A 23,458-nucleotide genomic window follows, 5' to 3' on the forward strand; every position below is an offset into this window, starting at 1 on the left:
TGATGGCCTGCCATGGCACGCAAGAAGCGGTGACGCCAGAGGAACGCGGTGTTTTTGCTGACCCCACAGCGCCGCGCTGCCTGGCGGACGGTCAGCCCTTCGATGAGGGCTTGCGCGTAGTCTTCCCAGCACTGTGCTTTACGCAACCGGGCCAGAGGCGTCTTGGTGAGAATGGTGCTGGTGCGCAGACACAGTTTGCAACGGTAGCGGCGCAGTCCCCGACTCCAGCCCCAAGGCGCCAGCTCGGTGACATCGGCCTGACAATGTGGGCAGCCACTGCATGCCGGTAACTGAGTATTGAGCGAGGTAATGGTGTGGGGTGCAGTGAGCTCCTGCTGAGCAACACGGCGCTGGCGCAGGGTTAACTGGGGAAAGAGGGACAACAGGTGTTGAAAGGCTGGGGTATCCATGATGGTAGACCTCAAGGTGATGGCCTACTTCAAGCTTAGCCTTTCAACACGTAATTGGGACATAGCCATAAAAAAGCCGCCTCTTGCGAGGCGGCTTCTTCATTCAACTTGGTAACCGGAGTTATCAGGCAATCAGCTTGTAGATGATACCGGACATGGCGATCAGGCCGATGATGGTCACGAAACCGTTGCTGATGTTGCCAGCGTATTTGCGCATGGCAGGTACCTTGGCGATGGCGTACATCGGCATCAGGAACAGCAGCATTGCGATGATGGGGCCGCCCAGGTCTTCGATCATGCCGAGGATGCTCGGGTTGATGGTAGCGATGGCCCAAGTGGTCAGGATCATGAAGATCGCGGTCACTTTGTTCAGTTGCTTGACGTCAACGTTCTTGCCCTTTTCACGCAGGGACTTGGCCATCAGGCCATTCATGCCCTCTTGCGCACCCAGGTAGTGACCCAGGAAGGATTTGCTGATGGCAACCATGGCGATCAGCGGAGCCACAGTGGCGATAACCGGGTTGTCGAAGTGGTTGGCCAGATAGGACAGGATGGAGATGTTCTGTTCTTTGGCAGCAGCCAGGTCAGCCGGGGAGAGGCTCAGTACGCAGCTGAATACGAAGAACATAACGGTCATCACCATCATGACGTGGGCACCCAGCAGGATGTTGCTGCACTTCTTCTCGGCACCTTCACCGTAACGACCTTTGTTGTCCACCGCGAAGGAGGAGATGATCGGGGAGTGGTTGAAGGAGAACACCATAACCGGGATAGCCAGCCACAGGGTCTTGATGAAGTCACCGTTGAAGGCGTCGGACAGGGCCGGAGCTTCAGTGATGATGGCACCATTCCAGTGCGGGATCAGGTAGAGCGCCAGGCCCATCAGGGTGATCACGAACGGGAATACCAGCACGCTCATTGCTTTGACGATAACCTGGCCGCCGAGACGAACGATCGCCATCAGACCGAGGATCAGCGCCAGAGACAGGATGGCACGGGGAGGTGCAGTCATGCCCAGCTGGTGAACCATCAGGCTCTCAACAGTGTTGGTGATAGCTACTGAATACATCAGCAGGATCGGGTAGATGGCAAAGAAGTAGAGCAGGGTGATGAACTTGCCTGCGGTCTTGCCGAAGTGCTCTTCTACTACTTCGGTGATGTCGCCATCACGGGTAGAACCGGACAGCACGAAGCGGGTCAGGCCACGGTGGGCGAAGAAGGTCAGCGGCAGGGCCAGGATCAGCATGGCAACCAGCGGCCACAGGCCACCTACACCGGCGTTGATCGGCAGGAAGAGCACACCGGCGCCGATTGCGGTACCGTACAGGCCCAGCATCCAGACCACATCGGCCTTGTTGATGCCACGAGCGGCGTTGCTGGCTACACGACCATCAGCTGCAATATTCATGTCAGACATAAGTTGTTCCTGTCATCTAGGAAAAATGGGATTCTTGTTCATTCGGGCCTTGGCCCGGTTCCATCTCCCTGGAACGCCTGCTCTTCTTCCCTGTAGCTCTCACGCCCCGACAATCTGGTCATCACTCCATGTAACAACAAGAATGCAACAAACAACGGCATGAGTTTTTGACTCTGAGGGGGGACACCTGCTCGCCTTAACAACTCGACAACATGCGTCTCTCTCGATGGGGTGACTTTAATTAAATGACCTTATTAATCACAGCGTTTTTTTGAATTAATCAACCAAAGTTTGATTCGAGTCGCCTTTCGGACGACTAAGATCACACTCAAGGCGCTTTGTTGTGAGTTTTTTTTAACATTTAAAATTAGTTTCACTGGATTCAATGAATTTTGATGATTTACATTTTTAAAACAAGCGATCGTTTTCGGGTGGATTGTATGCAGCATCCCCTTGGCGTACCCTTGTGACTCACGCCTTTTTGTTGATTGATGATGACCATTACCCGTACCGATCTCGCCGAACTGGCGGTGTTTGCCGCCGTCGCCCGTCACCGCAGTTTCAGCAAGGCCGCCCTCGAACTCGGGGTCTCCTCCTCCGCCCTCAGCCATAGCCTGAAGGGGCTGGAAGCCCGTCTGGGGGTGCGACTGCTCAACCGCAGCACCCGCGCCGTGGTGCCGACAGAAGCGGGCCAGCGGCTGCTCAAGCAGCTGCTCCCCACCCTCAATACTCTTGAAGAGGCGCTTTGCGAGCTGGCCCGCAACAGCGATGAACCGGTGGGGCGACTCAAACTCTGCGCCCCGCGCAGCGCCATCGACAGCCTGCTGGCACCTGTGCTGATCGACTATCTGGCCCATTATCCGCGGATGCAGGTGGAGGTGGTGGAGCAGGAGCTGATGCCCCGGCTGATTGAAGATGGTTACGATGCCGCGCTCTTTTATGGCGATCTGCTGCCCAAGGAGATGATCGGCATCCCCCTCGGCCCGCCCCAGCGTTATCTGGTGGTGGGCTCCCCGGCCTATCTGGCGGAGCACGGTACGCCGGAGCACCCGAGCGAGCTGAGCCGCCACGCCTGCATCGGCTATCGCCTCACCCCGCACCATCACTATCGCTGGGCCTTTGCCGCCGACGGCAACATGCTGGAAATTGAGGTGACCGGGCCGCTCACCACCAGCACTCCGGCACTCTACCTGGGCGCCGCCGAGGCGGGGCTGGGGCTCGCCTACTGTCTGGAAGAGGAGGTAAGCCAAAAAATTGCGGAGGGAAAACTGCTCACCGTGCTGGAGCCCTGGTGTCCCACCTTTGCCGGTTTCTACCTCTTCTATCCCAGTCGGCACCAGCTGGGTAGCGGCCTGCGCATTCTGATCGACATGCTCAAGACTCACTACCAACACCCCGGATTAGTGAGCAATACTCAGCAATTCATCAAGTGAAACCCTGATTATCACCAAATAAGTATTAATCTAGACTAGCTGTTCGATAATCGAACTCCCCGAGAGAACAGATATGTCTGCCTATTTAACACTGCGACAACGGGCCATGACCCGTCGCTTCTGGGCTTACGCCCTCCCCTCCATACTTGCCATGCTGGTCTCGGGGGCCTACTACCTCATCGACGGCATCTTCGTCGGCCACTATGTGGGCGCCGCGGGCCTCGCCGGGATCAACCTGGTCTATCCGGTCATCATGGTGCTGATTGGTCTGGCCGCCATGATCAGCATGGGGGCCGCCACTGCCATCTCCTTCCAGCAAGGGGCGAAAAACGACACGCTGGCCCGTCAGGCGCTGGTCAACGCCCTCTGGCTGCTGGCCGGTCTCGGGGTCATTGCGCCGGTTCTGCTCTATTACACCCACACCGATATCCTGCTGGGACTGGGGATTGAACAGGGCACCGAGACCTGGATGCAGGCGAGCGACTACCTCACCTGGATTGGCGGCGGTACCCTGCTGCTGGCCAGCAATCTGGCGGTTCCCTATCTGCTGCGCAACGATGGTCGCCCGAAACTGGCCATGGTGCTGGTGAGCAGCGGCGCCGTGCTCAATATCATCCTCAACTACATCATGGTGGGTCGGCTGGGACTGGGACTGATCGGTACCGCGCAAGCCACCCTGATGGCAGAGGGTGCGGTGAGCCTGATCGGCCTTGGCTACTTCTTTACCCCCTGGGCGCGGCTGCGCCTCAGCTGGCGGGATCTGGTGCCCAACCTCCCCGCCATGCCGCACCTGCTCTTTACCGGTCTGCCGAGCCTGATTGCCCAGTTCAACCTCGGCCTGCTGCTGATGCTGCACAACAGCCAGCTGATGCTGTATGGCAATGTGAAGGATCTGGCGGGCTTTACCGTAGCCGGTTACACCGAGGCGGTCTTTATCGTCATCCTGCAGGGGCTGGCGTTCGGCATTCAGCCGCTCATCAGCAAAGCCGCGGGGGCCAAGCGCCATCGCAACCTCAAGTACCTGATGGAGATGGGGCTCAAGTTCACCTTTATCTACGGCATGCTGGTGTGGCTCACCATCCAGCTGCTGCCGGGACAGGTCGCCATGCTCTATACCGGCGATCAGGATCCCGAGCTGCTGGCCGCTGCCATCAGCAGCCTGACCCTCAACCTCGGCGCCATTCCGCTGGAGGGGATCATCATGTTCGGCATCGTGCTGCTGCAATCCATGGCGCGTACCCGTCAGGCGCTGGTCATCTCCATCGCCAAAACCGTGTTGCTGCTGCCGCTCATCTTCCTGCTGCCGCAACTGTGGGGCCGTGATGGGGTGCTGATGGCCCAGCCCGCGACCGTGCTACTGCTAACCCTGCCGCTTTGCTGGCTGCTGTGGCGCGAGTGGCTGCGCCTGAAAGTGGCCTGCGCACCAAAAGCCAGGCTCCGCCCGCAACCGGCCAACGCGCGCGCCACCGTCCAGCTGGCCCGTTAAGGCCACCGATCCCGCGTAGCAATAAAAAAACCGGCATCCCTGATGCCGGTTTTGGTATCTGCGCTTCCCGCCCATATCGTACATACAGAGAAGCCTCCGCAAGGGAGGCTTCTCTTATTCAACGTATCAGACTGGATGACCAGTCAGCGCGGACTGAGCGCTCAGGGCTTACTTGACGGTCGCGACTTACTTAACCGTGACACGAGCAAACTTGCGCTTGCCGACCTGATAGACGGCGGTACCGGCACCAATCAGTGCCTTGCCATCTTCCAGCTTCTCGCCATCCACCTTGACCGCGCCCTGCTTGATCATCCGCAGCGCTTCGGAGGTGGTGGCCACCAGATCGGCCTCTTTCAGCAGGTTGGCGATGGCCAGACCTTCACCTTCCAGTGCCAGCTCGACTTCCGGCATCTCGTCCGGAATGGCGTTCTTGGAGAAGCGCTGGGTGAAATCTTCGTGGGCCGCTTCGGCCGCCGCTTCGTCGTGATAACGGGCGATGATCTCTTTGGCCAGCCAGATCTTCACGTCGCGCGGGTTGAGGGTACCGGCAGCGATGCCAGCTTTGAATTCTTCAATTTCAGCCAGCGGACGGAAGGAGAGCAGCTCGTAGTAGTTCCACATCAGATCGTCGGTGATGGACATGATCTTGCCGAACATCTCGCCTGGAGCGTCATGGACGCCGATGTAGTTGCCTGCGGACTTGGACATCTTCTTGACGCCATCCAGACCCACCAGCAGCGGCATCATCAGCACGCACTGGGTCGCCATGCCGGCATCTTTTTGCAGCTCGCGGCCCATCAGCAGGTTGAACTTCTGGTCGGTACCGCCCAGTTCAACGTCCGCCTTCAGCGCGACCGAGTCATAGCCTTGCAGCAGCGGATAGAGGAATTCGTGAATCGCGATGGATTGGCCGCCGGTGTAGCGCTTTTTGAAGTCGTCGCGCTCCATCATGCGGGCCACGGTCTGCTTGGCCGCCAGCTTGATCATGCCGGTCGCACCCAGCTCGCTCAGCCAGGTCGAGTTGTACTCGATGCGGGTCTTGGCCGGGTCGAGGATCTTGAACGCCTGCTCGGCATAGGTGAGGGCGTTATGCTTGATAGCCTCTTCGGAGAGCGGCGGACGGGTAGCGTTCTTGCCGGAGGGATCACCCACCATGGCAGTGAAGTCACCGATCAGCAGGATCACTTCATGGCCCAGATCCTGGAAGGTCTTCAGCTTGTTGAGGATCACGGTATGACCCAGATGAATGTCGGGGGCGGTCGGGTCCATGCCCAACTTGATGCGCAGCGGGCGCCCTTCCTTCAACTTGGCGACAAGTTCTTCTTCAACCAGAATTTCTTCCGCTCCGCGCTTGATCTCGGCTAGCGCCACCTCGAGCTGGGACATTTTTTGACTCTCCATCACGATTCCACAGGGCCAAACATATTACTGGAATGGCGGGCCAATTGGAAAGGCTGTAAAATCCGCCCATTCTGCCCGACTTCATCTGCTTCTCATGGTTATTTGGCACGCCTTCAACTCCCTCCCCCACTGGCACCGCAAGATGGTGCTGATCTTGAGCATCATGATCATGATGCTGGCAGCCTGGCCCAGCGAACAGGCGGTAGCAACACGGGTCGATGAAAACGGCAACGAGATTGCCCTGCGACAGCAGCAGGAAGAGAACAGCGACGACAATCTGCCCCAGGACGACATCACCGCAGATGCCGTGCAACCGGCCACCCCGCCCAAGCCGCGCTACATCACCAAGCAGGTGAAGGTACGCCGTGGCGACAACATGGGGGTGATCTTCCAGCGCATTGGCCTGAGCACCACGGACCTGCACCTGATCGACCAGCTCGAGGGCAGCGATCCCCTGCGCATGCTGCAACCGGGGCAGGAGCTCACCTTCAAGCTCACCGAGAACGGCGAGCTGCACAGCCTTTATTACCCCCACAGTCTGGAGCAAGCGCTCAAGGTGAGCCGCAAGGAGGAGACCTTTGTCGCCCGCAACGTCAAGATCGCCCTCGACACCCGCGAACAGGTGAGCAAGGGGGAGATCCGCTCCAGCTTCTGGGGCGCCGCGGTGGATGCGGGTATGACCGAAGATCAGATCATGGACTTGGCCGCCATCTTCGGCTGGGATATCGACTTTGCCCAGGACTTGCAGCCGGGAGACAGCTTCCGGGTGGTCTATGAAGACAAGTTCCGCGACGACGAGCGGGTTGCCTCCGGCGATATTCTGGCTGCCGAGTTCGTCAACCAGGGCACCGCCTACCGCGCCGTGCTCAATGAAGATGGCAACTACTACACCCCGGAAGGGAAGGCGATGCGCAAGAGCTTCCTGCGCGCGCCGGTCAACTTCAAATACATCAGCTCCAACTTCAACCCGCGCCGCCTCCATCCGGTGACCGGCAAGATCCGCCCCCACAACGGCATCGACTATGTGGCGCCGGTGGGTACCCCCATCATGGCGGCGGGCTCCGGCAGCGTGGTGGCCGCCGGTTACAACCAGTTCAACGGCAACTACGTCTTTATCAAGCATGCCGGCAACTATGTGACCAAGTACCTGCACCTCTCCAAACGCACCGTCAACAAGGGGCAGCGGGTGAAGCAGGGACAGACCATCGGCACTCTGGGTGGCACCGGCCGCGTCACCGGCCCGCACCTGCACTATGAATTCGTGGTGGGCGGCATTCACAAGAACCCGCGCACCCTCACCCTACCGCAGGCAGAGACCCTGAGCGGACGCGAGCTGGCCAACTTCAAAAAGCTGGCGATGCCGCAACTGGCCAAGCTCGATAACCCCGAGCTGCAGCTGGCCCAGAACAAACGGGATGGTCGCGGCAACTAAGCCATCAGGACTGGCAGGGTGAAGGCCCTGCCAGCCCATTTTATTCAGCTCGCGCCAGGTAACCAGATTGAAATGAGTCCGCTTTCAGACATAAGATGAGATGGATCACCGGGAGCGGCATGTGGCACAGGCGTAAGGGCTTATCTATCCTGTCTCTCACTCTTTTTCCGGTCCGCATTGAGGATGCCCCATGGTTGAGCGTTATATCGGTCTGATGTCAAAGACCACGCCATGTGGCATGGGATGAAAGCCGTTCCCCTCTTTACCCTCTCTGCACACCGCATTTTCGAACAGCAATGTAAGGAGACACCATGGCTGAGCGCTATATCGGTCTGATGTCAGGCACCAGCATGGACGGCATCGACGCCGTACTGGTGTTGATCGACGGGGATGAACTGCGGGTCGAAGCGGCGCTTTGTCACCCCTGGCCGCAAGAGACCGCACGCACGCTGCATGCACTCTGCACCCCGAGCGACAACGAAATCGACCGCATGGGGGTGGCCGACAATCTGGTGGCACGCGAATTTGCCGCTGCCACCCACGCGCTGCTGGCCAAGGCGGGCCTCACGCCCGCCGATATTCGCGCCATCGGCAGCCACGGCCAGACCATCCGCCATCGCCCCCAGCTCGGGTTTACCCTGCAGATCGGCAACGCCGCCCTGCTGGCGGCACTGACCGGCATCGACGTTATCGCCGACTTTCGCACCATGGATATGGCCCTCGGCGGTCAAGGGGCGCCGCTGGTGCCCGCCTTCCATCAGGCCTTCTTTGCCCGCCCCGGCGCCCTGCGGGTGGTGCTGAATCTCGGCGGCATCGCCAATATCTCGGTGTTGCCGGGTCACGCCAACGGGGTCTATGGCTTCGATACCGGCCCGGCCAACACCCTGCTAGACGGCTGGTATCGCCGCCATCACCCCAAGGGGGCCGGTTACGATGCTGGCGGCAAGTGGGCAGCCAGCGGCCAGCTCATTCCCGAACTGTTGGAACAGCTCTTGGCTCACCCCTACTTCGCCGCTCCCCATCCCAAGAGCACCGGGCGGGAGATGTTTACCCTCGATTGGCTCGATGGGGAGCTGGCAGACACTTCATACGCCCCCGTGGATGTGCAGCGCACTCTGCAGGCGCTCACCTGCCACAGCATCGCCCGCCAACTGCCCGCCCGGCCCGAATCAGTCGGTACCAGCCAGCCGAAAGCCGAGCTGTTTGTCTGCGGCGGCGGAGCCCATAACACTTCCTTGCTGAAGGAGCTGGCCAGCCTGCTGCCTGCATGGCGCATCGCCAGCACTGCCGAGCTGGGCCTTGCCCCCGACTGGGTGGAAGGCGCTGCCTTTGCCTGGCTGGCCATGAGCTTTGTTCACCGCAAGCCGGGCAATCTGCCCGCCGTCACCGGCGCCAGCCGTCCGGCTGTGCTGGGGGCGCTCTATCCCGCCTGAGTGATGACAAGGGGCTGCGTATCAGTGTGCCCCCTTGAACAGACGCACAACCTGTTGCCGGATCGGTGCAAACAAAGGAGGCTTTGGCGGCTCCAGATTGATATGGCGCCGCCCGGCACGGGTTTCACAGCGAAGCAGATTCTGGATGTAGTGCTGGTGGGAGCGATGGATCAGCAGTGAAGCCTGATACGCCCACTGTCTGGGCACGCCCCACAGGGTGCTGGCAATCGCCCCGACGATGCAGAAGAAAGCGGGCTCCTGAATTCCCATCCGGCTGGCGTTCTCCAGCGCCTCCTTAAGCGAGTTGGAGTGGGCAATACAGGTCATGATATTGACCATGAAGGCGTCGTAATCATCCTCCCCACCTTTGCCAACGCGCGCCGTCAGGGTCGCCGCGGGCTGATAACCAAACTGATGGCCGATATTTTCCAACACCGTATTCCGCTGGCGGATCACCTTGCCATAAAACATCAGCATCACCATGCAGTCGATCGCCTTGCACAGCGCCTCGTAGTGGGGATGGCTCTTCTTGGGACGCGGCGCCGTGGCGAGGGCCAGCTCTTCAGAGATAGCCAGCAGGCCCACAGGTACGGCTGTGCTGACAAACGAGAGGTCAATCGACAGCTCCAGCCCCTCCTCCCCTTCCATGCGGGCCACAATCACATGTTCGCCAAACAGCCGACGCTGGCGCTCGATAAAGGCGCCAAAGACCAGATCACGAAACTGCTTTTGCGGATAAGGGGTATCGAGCAGGCTCTCGATGGTCATGATGGCGGCGGATACCCGGCCGCGCAGTCGGTAATCGGCAGGAATGGGAAAGCTCTTTCCCAGGCGAGGAGGTAACCGCTGCCCAGATGTTTGACAATACATATCGCCCAGAACGAAACCCAGCATAAATCCTCCACAGTCAGGTAATGATGATCGCGATGCGATCTCGCTTGCCAATCCTGGGCAATGGCCTGCCGGTGCATCGATGCTCTCCGTCAGGGCTCCTTGATTACCTTATTAATCATACGATTAATAGCGAATGAAAAAAGCGACCTGACTCGCAATCACGCCACTAATTAACAGTTTCATCAAGAAACAATAAAAAGCGGTCGATAAATCCATTTTTTGACTAATTTTCCTTTAAAAACAATACATTGAACTTTATGCCTGCAAAGTCACCTGAACTGTTCCCGAGCTCTGAAAACCATCCCAATCATCACAACCAGCCACAGATAAGAGGGAGATCAGACAAAGCCACAAAAAAGTGGAAAAAGCGATGACGCGGGGCAACCCCATCGGGGGATACAACCGGCGTGAAGAGAAGCGGATTGCCACCACTGCCCCTTCCTCATCCATCGCCACCTCTCATCCAGCACTACAGGTCCCGCACACCGTCACGCCAACGCCAACGCCAACGCCAACGCCATGCTCCCCACTCCTGTGCAGCAGGGGCAGATCCGCCGTGCAAATTCATGGCATAGAATTTTATGGCGCTAATAACAGATCCCGGCTGCCAGCAAGGCGTCACCGAGTATGCCGGAATAATCATTAACAGAGAGGAATGCAAAAGCCGTGAATTATATTCCAGAGGTATCTTTAATAAGGTGGATATGCATATTCACGGGAATTTTCATAGCCCCTTTAAAAAGCTGAAAACAGATATCCATGCACCATAATATGCATTATTTGCACATCGGCGCATAATATTAACCCTTTATTCACACGCCAATATCCCGAAGAGGGGAAGAGCAAACCCAGTCAGGGCAAGGCTGTCCGCCGATTTGGCACCATTTGCGCACGAATTGGCTACGATTGCGGGTGAATTGAATAGCAATATGATTAAATTTGCGCCCATTGAGCCATCTCATAGAAATGCAATCAGCGGTTTGCACCCCCTGATAGCCACTCATAGAATCGCCCTGTCTGAAATATCTACCCTGTCTCTTCCTCTCTTATCCCTCTCAGCTATTGAGTGGAACACAAATAATAACCGGGGATGCCGCCGCTGGCGCAGTGCCGTGGCGCACAACAAGATGGGGTAAACCTGTACCTGAATGAACAACAAATATTAAAAAGAGGCATATCTATGAGTGGCACCATCATCAAGTCGGCAAGAAATACCCCCCATGCACCCCAGGATCTGGGCCCCTGCACCCAAACGGTGGCGTTTTCTCATTACAACAATATCTCCGCCCAGCTGCCGGTCGATCCCGCCACCGGCAAGATGGTGAACGGCGATGTCACCGCGCAGGCCAGACAGTGCCTGAGCAACCTCAAGGCGATCATCGAGAGCATCGGCCATGTGATGGACGATATGGTCAAAGCGACCATCTTCCTGAAAGAGATTGCGGATCTGGAAGCGGTCAACGCCGTCTATCGCGAATTCTTCCTGGGCTATCTGCCGACCCGCACCACCCTCGCCGTCGCCGCCCTGCCGCTGGGCGCGCTGGTGCAGATCGATGCCATCATCTCCAACGGCGAAGGTACCTTCCCGCAAGATCCTTGCCCGCTGGTGAAGCTCGCCCGCAACAGTGACAAGGCGCCGCACAATCCGTTCTCCACCCATACCGTGGCCTTCTCCCACTACAACAATATCGGTGCGCAACTGCCGGTCGATGCGGCCTCGGGCCAGCTGGTTGCCGGTGGCATCAAGGAGCAGGCGGGCCAGTGCCTGCGCAATATCAAGGCGGTGCTGGAGAGCATCGACGTGCCGTTTGACGATATCGTCAAGGTCACTGTCTATCTGACCGACCTGGCCGATCTGGAGGCCGTCAACGAGGTCTACACCACCTTCTTCCCCGACTCCGCCATCGCCCGCGCCGTCGCCTATCTGCCCGCCCGCTCTGTGATCAGTGCCGCCGCCCTGCCCATGGGGGCGCGGGTGCAGATGGATGCGGTCATCTCCCACGGTGACGGCACCCCGCCGCAACTGGTGGAAGATCGTCACAATCTGGTGATCCGTGCCCGTAATACCGACAAGGCACCGCGCAGCCCGCTCCATTGCCAGACCGTCGCCTTCTCCCACTACAACCATCTCTCTGCGCAACTGCCGATTGACCCCGCCACCGGCAAGATCCTGACTGGCTGTGTCAAAGAGCAGACCGCCCAGTGCCTGAGCAATATCAAGGCGATTGTGGAGAGCATCGGCCATGTGATGGACGATATCGTCAAGGTCAATATCCAGCTCGGCAATATCGCGGATCTGGATGCGGTCAACGCCGTCTACACCAAATATTTCCCAGGTTATCTGCCTGCCCGTACCGTGATTGGCGTGAGCGAACTGCCCGCTGGCGCCATGGTGCAGATGGATGCAGTGATGTCCAACGCCGAAAGCACCTCGCCGCAGGTATAAAGGTTGCGTTCAATAATAAAAAGAGACCGGCTATATGCCGGTCTCTTTTTTGGTAACAGGAGGGGATATTATTTTTATGGTATCGTCTTAAAAATGCGAACGTCCGATTACGCTTCGCTAGTCGAACTACGAGCGACTCAATCTTTCACAGAAGTTTTTACATTATTGCATATCTCTGGAGAGTTTTATAAACATGTTCATCTGCTCTGCAATACGTATCTTTAAGCTGTATATTAAATTCTAACTCTACATCTTTATACTCAGGCAATATATCTTTTGATAAAAAATCATAAGATAACTTGTTTTTTACAAACTGATAAATTTTATCGAGAACTTTCTTTTCATCTATGTATTTCAGCAGGTTTGATAGTTTTTTCGAATCAGAGAAACTTGCTGCATATTTCCCAACCTCAACCTGGTATTTTGACATATCTACTACAAACTTTGGATTTGTATAAAAATGCTCTATGCATATCTTTCTAACTTTCTCTCTAAATTCATAATCTTTTTGAGTATCAAGCATATATCCCATATCAGCTTGATATTCCTCTTCTAGCTTCTTCTCTAAGTATATTTCAAGCTTGGTTGATATTCCAAGCAAATCAATATCATCCAGTGAGAATGACACATCTTTCAAAAATTTTGCTACTCCTAACAAGTGCAAGTCAAGATAGTGATCATACACCTGCATAGAGACATCTTGACGCTGTTGCGACTCAAATTTTTCAATCCACTGTTCAAGAGTTTTTTTCACTACTTCTCTCATGTGCACCTTCCATTAGAGATCTCTAAATAACTTGATTAAATTACATTTTTGATATGTATTTTTCAACTAAATAAATAATGAATACACACATGATTTATATTCATTATAAATATACTCTTTTCTACCATAACTTTAAGTAATTGAAGTATTTACAACATTTAAAATTCATACAATAGCAGATAAAAAACACCCCCCATCTTGCGATGGAGGGCATTTTATTTTCCGGCTATTGAGTCAGATTGACCCAATATTCAGCGATTACAGGGACTCTGCGGTCGCAACCACGTTTTCCACGGTAAAGCCGAATTCCTTGAACAGCAGCTCGGCCGGCGCAGACTCACCGAAGGTGGTCATACCGATGATCTTGCCGCCGAAACCGACGTACTTGTACCAGTAGTCAGCGATACCCGCTTCGATGGCCACGCGCTTGGTGACAGAAGACGGCAGGACGGACTCTTTGTACTCGGCAGACTGGGCGTCGAACACGTCGGTAGACGGCAGAGAGACTACGCGCACGGCACGGCCCTTGGCAGTCAGCTGCTCATAGGCGGCAACGGCCAGTTCTACTTCGGAACCGGTGGCGATCAGGATCAGCTCCGGAGTACCGGCGCAATCCTTCAGCACGTAGCCACCCTTGGCGGTATCAGCCAGTTGCTGGGCAGTACGATCCATCTGGGCCAGGTTCTGACGGGAGAAGATCAGGGAAGTCGGACCGTCGGTACGCTCGATGGCGTGTTTCCAGGCGATGGCAGATTCAACCTGGTCACACGGACGCCAGGTGCTCATGTTCGGAGTCAGACGCAGGGAGGCGATCTGCTCAACCGGCTGGTGAGTCGGGCCATCTTCACCCAGACCGATAGAGTCGTGGGTGTAAACGAAGATGGCGCGCTGCTTCATCAGGGCGGCCATGCGCAGGGCGTTGCGGGCGTACTCCATAAACATCAGGAAGGTCGCGCCGTAGGGGATGAAACCACCGTGCAGGGCGATACCGTTCATGATGGCGGACATGCCGAACTCGCGGACACCGTAGTGGATGTAGTTGCCGGAGGCATCGTCGTAGGTCAGGGACTTGGAGCCGGACCACATGGTCAGGTTGGACGGCGCCAGGTCGGCAGAGCCGCCCATGAACTCCGGCAGCAGCTTGCCGAACGCTTCCAGAGAGTTCTGGGACGCTTTACGGGTAGCAATCTTGGCCGGGTTGGCTTGCAGGGTTTCGATGATCTTGGCAGATTCAGCAGCCCAGTTGGCCGGCAGTTCGCCAGTGGAGCGGCGCTTGAACTCGGCAGCCAGGGTCGGGTGAGCGGCTTCATAGGCGGCGAACTTGGCAGCCCAGTCGGCTTCCAGTGCAGCGCCCTTTTCCTGACCGTTCCACTCGGCAGCGATATCGGCCGGGATAACGAACGGCGCGTGGTCCCACTTCAGGAAGGCACGAGCTGCGGCGATCTCGTCGTTGCCCAGCGGTGAGCCGTGGCAGTCGTGAGAACCGGATTTGTTCGGGGAGCCGTAACCGATGATGGTGCGGCAGCAGATCAGGGTCGGCTTGCCGGTCTCGGCCTTGGCGGCTTCGATGGCGGCATTGATGGCTTCCGGGCTGTGGCCGTCAACAGCCGGGATAACGTGCCAGCCGTAAGCTTCGAAACGCTTGACGGTGTCATCGGTGAACCAGCCTTCTACGTGACCGTCGATGGAGATACCGTTGTCATCCCAGAACGCGATCAGTTTGCCCAGTTGCAGGGTACCTGCCAGGGAGCACGCTTCGTGGGAGATACCTTCCATCAGGCAGCCGTCGCCCATAAAGGCGTAGGTGTAGTGGTCAACGATGTCGTGGCCCGGCTGGTTGAACTGCTCAGCCATGGCTTTTTCGGCGATCGCCATACCCACGGCGTTGGTGATGCCCTGACCCAGCGGGCCAGTGGTGGTTTCAACGCCCGGTGCATAGCCGTACTCCGGGTGACCCGGGGTGCGAGAGTGCAGTTGGCGGAAGTTTTTCAGATCGTCGATGGAGAGGTCATAACCGGAGAGGTGCAGCAGGGAGTACAGCAGCATGGAGCCGTGGCCGTTGGAGAGAATGAAACGGTCGCGGTCGGCCCACTTGGGGTTGTTCGGGTTATGTCTGAGGTGGCTACGCCACAGCACTTCGGCGATATCCGCCATTCCCATGGGGGCGCCCGGGTGACCGGAGTTGGCTTTTTGAACGGCATCCATACTCAATGCACGAATGGCATTGGCAAGCTCTTTACGAGAAGGCATCTGAATCTCCTGCGATTGCTTCATTTGATGGCCAAGATTAAGGCGCGTCATTGTCCCAGCAGGGCGCGCGGCGTGCAAATACTATCTGGGCGAATAAAGTGGCTTTGAGAGGACAATCGCTTTTCTTGGCGGTTTTTGGCCAAAGAGAACGGCGGCAAACGTTTGATTCCCACCCCCTTGGGGATAGCAAGGAGCCAATAGTAGCCAGCTTGCGACACCACGACAAAATAGTGCTGGCAATCGCAGGAGGCGCTAATTAAAATAGACGTCCAGATGTAGATACCTCTATACCATCCCATTCACCCGGTTATTGCTGTGGCGATAACCCAGACAAGCTGAGACTCCCATCATGGCAAAGCTGTTTACTTCCGAGTCGGTCTCCGAAGGCCATCCCGACAAGATTGCGGACCAGATCTCCGATGCGGTACTGGACGCCATCCTCAAGCAAGATACCAAGGCCCGTGTCGCCTGTGAGACCCTGGTCAAGACCGGCATGGTCATGGTGGCCGGCGAAGTAACCACCTCTGCCTGGGTTGATATCGAAGAGATCGTGCGTGATACCGTGCGTGAAATCGGCTACACCCACTCCGACATGGGCTTCGACGCCGACTCTTGCGCCGTGCTAAACGCCATCGGCAAGCAGTCTCCGGACATCAACCAGGGTGTTGACCGCAACGATCCGCTGGAACAGGGCGCTGGCGACCAGGGCCTGATGTTCGGCTACGCCACCAATGAAACCGACGTGCTGATGCCCGCCCCCATCACCTACTCTCACCTGCTGGTGAAGCGTCAGGCCGAAGTGCGCAAGAACGGCACCCTGCCGTGGCTGCGTCCGGATGCCAAGAGCCAGCTGACCTTTGCCTACGACGACGCAGGCAAGATCATCGGTGTGGATGCCGTGGTGCTGTCTACCCAGCACGCCGAATCCATCAGCCACAAGGATCTGGTTGAAGCGGTACGCGAAGAGATCATCAAGCCGGTGCTGCCGGCCGAGTGGGTCAACAAGGACACCAAATACTTCATCAACCCGACCGGCCGTTTCGTTATCGGCGGCCCGATGGGTGACTGCGGTCTGACCGGTCGCAAAATCATCGTCGACACCTACGGCGGCATGGCCCGTCACGGTGGTGGCGCCTTCTCCGGTAAGGATCCGTCCAAGGTTGACCGCTCCGCTGCTTACGCTGCCCGCTACGTTGCCAAAAACATCGTTGCCGCCGGTCTGGCCGATCGCTGTGAAATCCAGATCTCCTACGCCATCGGCGTGGCCGAGCCGACCTCCATCAGCGTCGAGACCTTCGGTACTGCCAAGGTCGCCGAGGAGCTGCTGGTCAAGCTGGTACGCGAGCACTTCGAACTGCGCCCGTATGGCCTGATCGAAATGCTGGATCTGAAGCGCCCGATCTACCAGGCTACCGCAGCCTACGGTCACTTCGGTCGTGACGAGTTCCCGTGGGAGCAGACCGACAAGGCCGAACTGCTGCGTTCCGCCGCCGGCCTGTAAGGCTCGCTGTTGTGATAAAAGGGGAGCCTGGCTCCCCTTTTGCTTATCCGCTATCTGACGAGATGTTGATGTCTGCCACCCCTGCCCAGCTTGTCGCCCTGCTGCAACAACGCGTAGAAGCCTGCTTTGTGCAGGCCGAGGCGCGCCTTGGCCGCACCTTTCCCCGCCCGCGGCTCTACTGCAATATGCGGGGCCGGGCGGCGGGATCGGCGCGTCTGCAAACCTGGGAGCTGCGCTTCAATCCCGCCCTCTATCAGGCCAACCAGCAGGCGTTTCTGGATGAGGTGGTGCCCCACGAGGTGGCCCATCTGCTGGTTCACGCCCTGTGGGGTGAAGGGCGCGGCAAAAACCGGGTCTTGCCTCACGGCCGCCAGTGGCAGTCGGTGATGCGAGAGGTGTTCGGCCTTGAGCCCAGAACTACCCACAGCTTCGATCTGGCAGTACTGGCCCAGCGCACCGTGCCCTATCGCTGTCACTGCCAGCAGCATCAGCTCTCTATTCGCCGCCACAACAAGGTGATGCGTGGCGAGGCCCGCTATCACTGCCGCCGCTGCAAGCAGCCGCTGGAGCGGGAACGGCCGGAGCCAGAGCAGTAAGCCAGCTTGTGTCGCGCCCCTGTGGTAGGGTGCCCGCCATCGTTCGTCAATCATCCCGTTTGCAAGGAATCCCATGCGTTTCATCTCCTCCATCGCCCTGACCCTGCTGGCCGGTTTGCCGCTGCTCAGCGCCCCCCTGCACGCCCAGACCTTTCGCGAAGCCAAACAGGATCTGGTGAAGCTCTATCGCAGCCAGCCAGCAGTCACCACCTTCTACTGCGGCTGCGACATCAACTATCAGGGCAAGAAAATGAGCCCGGATCTCGCCAGCTGCGGCTATGAGCCGCGCAAGCAGCCCAAGCGCGCCGCCCGCATCGAGTGGGAGCACGTGGTGCCCGCCTGGGAGTTCGGCCACCAGCTGCAGTGCTGGCAGGATGGCGGTCGCAAGAACTGCGAGAAGGTGAGCCCGGAGTTCAACAAGATGGAGGGGGACATGCACAACCTCTTCCCCGCTATCGGCGAGGTGAACGGCGATCGGGCCAACTACCGCTTCTCCGACTGGAACGGCAAGCCGGATCAGTACGGCCAGTGCCAGATGCTGGTGGATTTCAAGGATCGTCGGGTGCAGCCCCCCAAAGGGCCGGTACGGGGCCAGATCGCCCGCGCCTACCTCTATATGAGCGAGCAGTATGGGCTGCGTCTGGCAGCGCAACAGCGTAAACTGTTCGAAGCTTGGGATCGCCAGTACCCGGCCGAGGGCTGGGAGTGCGAGCGCAACCGCCGCATCGGCAAGCTGCAGGGCAATACCAATCCCTTTATTGAAAAGCAGTGCCAATAACCCCATTTGACCAGGGAGGGGATCGCCCCTCCTATCATGAAGCCCTTCTTCACCGCAGCGTGAGCCTTGCCTCGCTGCAGGATATAAAGGGTTTCCAAGCAAGAGACTGACAAGCAGCCATGCGCATTCCACGTATCTATGAACCGGCCACCCTGCAAGTTGGCCAGACCATCGCCCTGTCGGAAGACGGCGCCAACCATATCGGCCGGGTACTGCGCATGCAGCCTGGCCAGCAGCTCGAGCTGTTCAATGGCGATGGTAATCAATATCCCGCCACCATAGCCCTGGTCGGCAAGAAGTCGGTGGAAGTGACCATCGACAGTTGTGACGCCCAATCGGTGGAGTCACCGCTGGCCATTCATCTGGGTCAGGTGATCAGCCGTGGCGACAAGATGGACTTCACCATCCAGAAATCGGTGGAGCTGGGCGTCACCTGCATCACCCCGCTCTTCTCCGAGCGTTGCGGCGTCAAGCTGCCGGCAGACCGGCTGGAGAAGAAGCGCGAACAGTGGCAGAAGGTGGTGATCAGCGCCTGCGAACAGTGCGGCCGCAACGTGGTGCCCGAGGTGCGCATGCCGATGGAACTGGACGCCTGGCTGGCGGAAGAGACCAAGGAGCTCAAACTCAACCTGCACCCGCGCGCTGAGTACAGCATCAACACCCTGCCCGTTCCCGAGCATGGCGTGCGCCTGCTGATTGGCCCGGAAGGGGGATTGTCGAGCGACGAAATCGCCCGTACCGTGCAGGAAGATTTCAAAGAGATGCTGCTGGGGCCGCGGGTGCTGCGCACCGAAACCGCCGCCCTGACTGCGATTACTGCGCTGCAGTGCCGTTTTGGCGATCTCGCTTGAAACCAGTCCAATGTCTTACTGCGAGGTCGTGATCAAGGCTCATGCGCAGCTCGCTTATGTGGAACCAAGAGGCTCACGTATATCTATACGCTCCGGTTCCTGCGCTGCTCTTTACCTTGCTGACGACCTCTCGCGACAGACTTTGAACAGGTTTTAAAAATCTCACTCGCAATCGAGCCACAAGAAGGATATTCGGATGACCATTAAACTCGGCATCGTGATGGACCCCATCTCGGCCATCAACATCAAGAAAGATTCCAGCTTTGCCATGCTCGAAGAGGCGCAAAAGCGCGGCTATGAGCTGTTCTATCTGGAGATGAAGGATCTCTACATGGAAGCTGGTCGCGCCTTTGGCACCATGCGCCCGCTCACCGTCAAATATGACTATGCCGACTGGTACAAGCTGGGAGAGGTGGTCGATCAGCCCCTCTCCAACCTCGATGTGATCCTGATGCGCAAGGATCCGCCGTTCGACACCGAATTTATCTACGCCACCTACATGCTGGAGCGGGCCGAGGATGAGGGTTGCCTTATCGTCAACAAGCCGCAGAGCCTGCGTGACGCCAACGAGAAGCTCTACACTGCCTGGTTTGCCGAGCATACCCCGACCACGCTGGTGACCCGCCGCGCCGACAAGCTGCGCGCCTTCCACGCCAAGCACAAAGACGTGATCCTCAAACCGCTGGACGGCATGGGCGGCGCCTCCATCTTCCGCATGAAGGAAGATGACGCCAACGTCGGCGTGATTATCGAGACCCTGACCGCCCACGGCAGCCAGTACTGCATGGCGCAGACCTATCTGCCCGCCATCAAGGATGGCGACAAGCGGGTACTGGTGGTGGACGGCGAACCGGTTCCCTACTGTCTGGCCCGTATTCCGGCGCAAGGCGAAACCCGTGGCAATCTGGCGGCCGGTGGCCGTGGTGAAGCGCGTCCCCTGAGCGAAGCCGACTGGGCCATCGCCCGCGCGGTGGGCCCGACCCTGAAAGAGAAAGGGCTCATCTTCGTCGGCCTCGATATCATCGGCGATCGGCTGACCGAAATTAACGTCACCAGCCCGACCTGCATTCGCGAGATTGAAGCGGCCTTCGATGTGCACATCACCGGCATGCTGATGGATGCCATCGAGCGTCGGCTGGGCAAATAATCGCTTGGCAGGCTAAACCGGCCTGTTCAGGGGTAACCCGCCCCCGACAAGCCCGGCAACAGAGAGGGTGGCCCGGCGCCACCCTCTCTGTTTCAAGACAATCCGGAAAGGAGCGGGATCTCGCCTAGCCTAAAAAGCGGTTTTTCCCATGGGGATCAACTGCCATAATTGACCTCAAATACCTTTGCACTATTTGGCCTCTATGCAAACACTGCAAAATCACTTCCTGCTTGCCATGCCAAGCCTGACGGATCCCTACTTCGAGCGTTCGCTGGTCTATCTGTGCGAGCACAACGAAGAGGGCGCCATGGGGCTGGTGGTCAACATTCCGGTCGAGATGTCGCTGGAAACCATGCTGACCCAGCTCAAACTCAACCCGCCCGCCAATCCGGAGCTCAAGCAACCGGTGTTGCAGGGGGGGCCGGTTCACGCCGATCGCGGCTTCGTGCTGCACAGCTTCCGCCCCGGTTTCAACTCCACCCTGCAGGTGGGGGATGAAATGATGGTGACTACTTCCAAGGATATACTGGAAACCCTGGGCACGAGCGAAGCGCCCGCCCATTGGCTGGTAGCCCTTGGCTATGCTGGCTGGAGCGCCGGTCAGCTGGAACAGGAGCTGGTCGATGGCGCCTGGCTGGTGATCCCCCCCAATCCGGATCTGGTGTTCAAGACCCCCATTCACAAACGTTGGCAACAAGCCGCCGCCAGCATAGGGGTGAACCCGGTTCACCTCTCCAGCGACATCGGTCACAGCTAACCCCTGCAACGCATCTGGCGTTGCATTTCGAGGATTTTTTTCATGTCATCACGCAGCATTATGGGCTTTGACTATGGCACCAAGAGCATTGGCGTCGCCATCGGTCAGGAGCTGACTGGCACTGCCCAGCCTCTGCGCGCCCTCAAGGCCAACGACGGCATCCCCAACTGGGATGAGATTGAGAAGCTGCTCAAGGAGTGGCAACCGGACCTGCTGGTGGTCGGTCTGCCGCTGAACATGGATGGCACAGATCAGGAGATCACGGTACGGGCCCGCAAATTCGGTAACCGGCTGCATGGCCGCTTCGGCAAACCGGTGGAGTTCAAGGATGAGCGACTCACCACCACGGACGCCCGCGCCCGGCTGTTTGAGCGGGGCGGCTATCGCGCGCTGGAAAAGGGCAGTGTGGACGGGGTATCGGCACAACTGATCGTCGAAGCCTGGATGGAAGAGCAGTACAACTAAGCCATCAACAACAAGGCAAGGGTCGCCGCCCTTGCCTTGTCTCGCACTATCCTCTCATTACGCCTGTGACTGACCAGGCACCAGCCCTTCGGCCTCTGTCGGAGTCGCATTCATCATCCGGTTGAGCCAGGGCACCATCAGGCCCATCACTACCGCAACCAGCAGGGTCGCTATCCCGATCTTGCCAAACACACCGGTGTAAATTGGCAGGGTCTGCAGCGGATCCGTCATCCCTTGCGGCACGGCGGTAAAGGTCGCCACATAGCCCCCGAGCAGCGATGCCATCGCCTGGGTCAGGAACCACATCCCGAGAATGAAGCCCATCAGGCGTTGCGGCACCAGCGCAGCCACCATGGCCAGCCCCAGGGCGCTGATCATCAGCTCGCCGATACTCTGGAACAGGTAGATCAGCACCATAAACCAGGGGGAAGTGAGCCCCAGTTCATCGGCAAACCACCAGCCGGACGCCGCCGCCGTCAGAAAGCCCAGCGAGCAGAAGAACATCCCGAGGGTAAATTTGAGCGGCATGGTGAGATCCCGTCCCTTGCTGCCCATCCGGGTATAGATCATCGCGAGTACCGGGCTGCCCACCACCACCCAGAAGGGGTTGAGCGCCTGGAAGCTGATGGGGTTGACGCTCATGCCCAGCATCTCGTGATGCATGTTGTTGATGGCAAAGAAGTTAAGGGAAGTCGGCATCTGGGCATACAGCACGTAGAAGAGCACCGCCTCCAGCATCAGCACGAAGGCCACATACATCTTGTTGCGACCGACGGTGTCGAGCTTGAACGCCTCGCGAAAGAAGACGATCACCACAGCGACGGTCACTGTCATCAGCACCATGTTGGCGATCACCACGTGGTGCATCAGCCAGGCGCAGAAAAACACCATGGCCACCGAGCCCACGATAACCAGCAGCAACTTGCTGTAATCGAGCGGCAGGTGATCCGGCTCGGAGCCGATATCCTTGACCATATTACGGCAGGCAAAGAAGGTGAGCAGCGCAATAATCAGCCCCACCCCGCACAGGTTATAGGTCACGGTATAGCCGTAGTGATCGGCAATCACCGGCGCGAGCGAGAGGGAAATAAGGGAGCCGATATTGATCGACATATAAAACAGGGTAAAAGCCCCATCCAGCCGCGGATCTTTTGGCTGGTAGCATTTTGACAGCAGGCTGGCCGGATTGGCCTTGAACAGACAGTTACCGACCGCAATGGTGCCCAGCGCATAGAAAATCAGGTCGGGATTGTAGATAGAGAGGCCGGTCAAAAAGTAGCCTATCACCAGCACCACGGCCCCCAGCACCATGGTGCGCTTGGTGCCGAGAACATGGTCACCGACATAGCCACCGACCGAGATCAGGCCATATACCAGCGCCGAGAAGGCACCGAAGGTAATAAAGGATTGCTCTTGGGAAAATCCCAGTTGCTGCACAAAGAAAACCGCCAGGATCCCCTGCACGCCGTAATAACCGAAGCGCTCCCAGAGTTCGACGAAAAATATCATAAAGAAGGGTTTGGGCTGTTGTAACAACCTTGTGGGTGCTGTTGCTGGATGCATATCAACCTGCCTTTGCTGAGATTTATTTTTATTAATCTGGTGGTGGCTACCGCACTATTTTTTTGCCCGCCATCGCTATAACGGGGAGCACAGTCAGCCTGCCAATCTGGCTATTTTCGGGTGCACGGGCCCCGTTCGATGAAAGGTGTTTTTCATCTAGCCGGTTTCAATTACGGGTTATCGGGGGATGGTGAGTGGCGTCTCCCAGTACAGTTACCGGCTCCGGGTTCTACCTTTGCTTCATCCCTTCACTCAAGCCGGTTTATCAACCTTGATGCTTATTCCCCTCTGTTCCGTCACTCATGGCTGGTGGCCAGATAGCCGGGGCATGACACTGCCACAGACGACCTGTGGGGCTGGCTCACTCCGCGCTCTACTGGCTATCACACTACACAAGCGCTATCTCACCCCGCCACTCCAAGGGGTGTCATG

General features: G+C 57.8%; 19 protein-coding genes. 12 read left to right on the forward strand and 7 right to left on the reverse strand.

The window, feature by feature from the left end; genetic code table 11:
- Both ACW5W8_RS01640 and ACW5W8_RS01645 read right to left on the reverse strand, forming a co-directional pair.
- On the reverse strand, positions 1-410 hold a 410-nt coding region (locus ACW5W8_RS01640; RefSeq protein ID WP_498626117.1), incomplete at its 3' end, for a transposase.
- Positions 411-534: 124 nt separating this feature from the next.
- A complete protein-coding gene (locus ACW5W8_RS01645; RefSeq protein ID WP_431361331.1) occupies positions 535-1,827 on the reverse strand; it encodes an HAAAP family serine/threonine permease in 1,293 nt (430 codons plus the stop codon).
- 494 nt (positions 1,828-2,321) lie between these two features.
- Between ACW5W8_RS01645 and ACW5W8_RS01650 the strand changes: the two genes are divergently transcribed.
- Positions 2,322-3,260 carry a LysR substrate-binding domain-containing protein gene (locus ACW5W8_RS01650; protein ID WP_498626202.1) on the forward strand — a complete coding sequence of 313 codons (939 nt, stop codon included), beginning with the start codon at positions 2,322-2,324 and terminating at the stop codon, positions 3,258-3,260.
- Positions 3,261-3,333: 73 nt separating this feature from the next.
- The gene (locus tag ACW5W8_RS01655; protein ID WP_498626118.1) at positions 3,334-4,746 is read left to right on the forward strand and encodes an MATE family efflux transporter; all 1,413 of its coding nucleotides are present in this window, start codon (positions 3,334-3,336) and stop codon (positions 4,744-4,746) included.
- Positions 4,747-4,932: 186 nt separating this feature from the next.
- On the opposite strand, the gene tyrS is transcribed toward ACW5W8_RS01655, so the two are convergent.
- Entirely contained in the window at positions 4,933-6,132 is a 1,200-nt protein-coding gene (gene tyrS / locus ACW5W8_RS01660; protein WP_019445249.1) for a tyrosine--tRNA ligase, read from the reverse strand.
- 109 nt (positions 6,133-6,241) lie between these two features.
- On the opposite strand from tyrS, the gene ACW5W8_RS01665 reads away from it, so the two are divergent.
- Positions 6,242-7,579: a peptidoglycan DD-metalloendopeptidase family protein gene (locus tag ACW5W8_RS01665; protein WP_498626119.1), complete on the forward strand. Its 1,338-nt coding sequence runs from the start codon at positions 6,242-6,244 to the stop codon at positions 7,577-7,579.
- Between the two features lie 311 nt (positions 7,580-7,890).
- Positions 7,891-9,012 carry an anhydro-N-acetylmuramic acid kinase gene (locus ACW5W8_RS01670; protein WP_498626120.1) on the forward strand — a complete coding sequence of 374 codons (1,122 nt, stop codon included), beginning with the start codon at positions 7,891-7,893 and terminating at the stop codon, positions 9,010-9,012.
- A gap of 21 nt (positions 9,013-9,033) precedes the next feature.
- Here the strand turns inward: ACW5W8_RS01670 and ACW5W8_RS01675 are convergent, their stop codons facing one another.
- Positions 9,034-9,906 (reverse strand): hypothetical protein, encoded by an 873-nt coding sequence (locus ACW5W8_RS01675; RefSeq protein WP_498626121.1) that lies wholly within the window; start codon positions 9,904-9,906, stop codon positions 9,034-9,036.
- Positions 9,907-11,086: 1,180 nt separating this feature from the next.
- Between ACW5W8_RS01675 and ACW5W8_RS01680 the strand changes: the two genes are divergently transcribed.
- Positions 11,087-12,352 (forward strand): RidA family protein, encoded by a 1,266-nt coding sequence (locus ACW5W8_RS01680; protein WP_498626122.1) that lies wholly within the window; start codon positions 11,087-11,089, stop codon positions 12,350-12,352.
- A 157-nt stretch (positions 12,353-12,509) separates the two neighbouring features.
- Here the strand turns inward: ACW5W8_RS01680 and ACW5W8_RS01685 are convergent, their stop codons facing one another.
- Both ACW5W8_RS01685 and tkt read right to left on the reverse strand, forming a co-directional pair.
- Positions 12,510-13,118, reverse strand: a complete 609-nt coding sequence (locus ACW5W8_RS01685) for a hypothetical protein (protein WP_498626123.1) — start codon at positions 13,116-13,118, stop codon at positions 12,510-12,512.
- A gap of 258 nt (positions 13,119-13,376) precedes the next feature.
- Positions 13,377-15,368 (reverse strand): transketolase, encoded by a 1,992-nt coding sequence (gene tkt, locus ACW5W8_RS01690; RefSeq protein ID WP_498626124.1) that lies wholly within the window; start codon positions 15,366-15,368, stop codon positions 13,377-13,379.
- A gap of 349 nt (positions 15,369-15,717) precedes the next feature.
- Here tkt and metK point away from each other — a divergent pair, with 349 nt between their 5' ends.
- The 7 genes from metK to ruvX all read left to right on the forward strand — a co-directional run bounded on the left by metK (position 15,718) and on the right by ruvX (position 21,463).
- Positions 15,718-16,869 carry a methionine adenosyltransferase gene (metK, locus tag ACW5W8_RS01695; protein ID WP_498626125.1) on the forward strand — a complete coding sequence of 384 codons (1,152 nt, stop codon included), beginning with the start codon at positions 15,718-15,720 and terminating at the stop codon, positions 16,867-16,869.
- A 68-nt stretch (positions 16,870-16,937) separates the two neighbouring features.
- A complete protein-coding gene (locus tag ACW5W8_RS01700; RefSeq protein WP_498626126.1) occupies positions 16,938-17,465 on the forward strand; it encodes a SprT family zinc-dependent metalloprotease in 528 nt (175 codons plus the stop codon).
- A gap of 73 nt (positions 17,466-17,538) precedes the next feature.
- The gene (locus ACW5W8_RS01705) at positions 17,539-18,243 is read left to right on the forward strand and encodes an endonuclease (RefSeq protein WP_498626127.1); all 705 of its coding nucleotides are present in this window, start codon (positions 17,539-17,541) and stop codon (positions 18,241-18,243) included.
- A gap of 119 nt (positions 18,244-18,362) precedes the next feature.
- On the forward strand, positions 18,363-19,094 hold the full coding sequence (gene rsmE, locus ACW5W8_RS01710) for a 16S rRNA (uracil(1498)-N(3))-methyltransferase (protein ID WP_421191528.1): 732 nt from the start codon (positions 18,363-18,365) through the stop codon (positions 19,092-19,094).
- Between the two features lie 196 nt (positions 19,095-19,290).
- Entirely contained in the window at positions 19,291-20,241 is a 951-nt protein-coding gene (gene gshB, locus ACW5W8_RS01715; protein ID WP_005338524.1) for a glutathione synthase, read from the forward strand.
- 202 nt (positions 20,242-20,443) lie between these two features.
- A complete protein-coding gene (locus tag ACW5W8_RS01720) occupies positions 20,444-20,998 on the forward strand; it encodes a YqgE/AlgH family protein (protein WP_498626128.1) in 555 nt (184 codons plus the stop codon).
- 42 nt (positions 20,999-21,040) lie between these two features.
- Positions 21,041-21,463: a Holliday junction resolvase RuvX gene (gene ruvX / locus ACW5W8_RS01725; RefSeq protein WP_005343821.1), complete on the forward strand. Its 423-nt coding sequence runs from the start codon at positions 21,041-21,043 to the stop codon at positions 21,461-21,463.
- 57 nt (positions 21,464-21,520) lie between these two features.
- On the opposite strand, the gene dtpB is transcribed toward ruvX, so the two are convergent.
- Positions 21,521-23,026, reverse strand: coding sequence for a dipeptide/tripeptide permease DtpB (gene dtpB / locus ACW5W8_RS01730; RefSeq protein ID WP_498626129.1), 1,506 nt, complete (start codon positions 23,024-23,026; stop codon positions 21,521-21,523).
- Positions 23,027-23,458: the final 432 nt, after the last annotated feature.

Source organism: Aeromonas aquatilis, from assembly GCF_054052405.1.

Bases quoted from the DNA above. Each gene is read 5' to 3' on its own strand.
- ACW5W8_RS01645 (WP_431361331.1), bottom strand. From the start codon at position 1,827: ATGTCTGACATGAATATTGCAGCTGATGGTCGTGTAGCCAGCAACGCC.
- ACW5W8_RS01650 (WP_498626202.1), top strand. From the start codon at position 2,322: ATGACCATTACCCGTACCGATCTCGCCGAACTGGCGGTGTTTGCCGCC.
- ACW5W8_RS01655 (WP_498626118.1), top strand. From the start codon at position 3,334: ATGTCTGCCTATTTAACACTGCGACAACGGGCCATGACCCGTCGCTTC.
- tyrS (WP_019445249.1), bottom strand. From the start codon at position 6,132: ATGTCCCAGCTCGAGGTGGCGCTAGCCGAGATCAAGCGCGGAGCGGAA.
- ACW5W8_RS01665 (WP_498626119.1), top strand. From the start codon at position 6,242: ATGGTTATTTGGCACGCCTTCAACTCCCTCCCCCACTGGCACCGCAAG.
- ACW5W8_RS01670 (WP_498626120.1), top strand. From the start codon at position 7,891: ATGGCTGAGCGCTATATCGGTCTGATGTCAGGCACCAGCATGGACGGC.
- ACW5W8_RS01675 (WP_498626121.1), bottom strand. From the start codon at position 9,906: ATGCTGGGTTTCGTTCTGGGCGATATGTATTGTCAAACATCTGGGCAG.
- ACW5W8_RS01680 (WP_498626122.1), top strand. From the start codon at position 11,087: ATGAGTGGCACCATCATCAAGTCGGCAAGAAATACCCCCCATGCACCC.
- ACW5W8_RS01685 (WP_498626123.1), bottom strand. From the start codon at position 13,118: ATGAGAGAAGTAGTGAAAAAAACTCTTGAACAGTGGATTGAAAAATTT.
- tkt (WP_498626124.1), bottom strand. From the start codon at position 15,368: ATGCCTTCTCGTAAAGAGCTTGCCAATGCCATTCGTGCATTGAGTATG.
- metK (WP_498626125.1), top strand. From the start codon at position 15,718: ATGGCAAAGCTGTTTACTTCCGAGTCGGTCTCCGAAGGCCATCCCGAC.
- ACW5W8_RS01700 (WP_498626126.1), top strand. From the start codon at position 16,938: ATGTCTGCCACCCCTGCCCAGCTTGTCGCCCTGCTGCAACAACGCGTA.
- ACW5W8_RS01705 (WP_498626127.1), top strand. From the start codon at position 17,539: ATGCGTTTCATCTCCTCCATCGCCCTGACCCTGCTGGCCGGTTTGCCG.
- rsmE (WP_421191528.1), top strand. From the start codon at position 18,363: ATGCGCATTCCACGTATCTATGAACCGGCCACCCTGCAAGTTGGCCAG.
- gshB (WP_005338524.1), top strand. From the start codon at position 19,291: ATGACCATTAAACTCGGCATCGTGATGGACCCCATCTCGGCCATCAAC.
- ACW5W8_RS01720 (WP_498626128.1), top strand. From the start codon at position 20,444: ATGCAAACACTGCAAAATCACTTCCTGCTTGCCATGCCAAGCCTGACG.
- ruvX (WP_005343821.1), top strand. From the start codon at position 21,041: ATGTCATCACGCAGCATTATGGGCTTTGACTATGGCACCAAGAGCATT.
- dtpB (WP_498626129.1), bottom strand. From the start codon at position 23,026: ATGCATCCAGCAACAGCACCCACAAGGTTGTTACAACAGCCCAAACCC.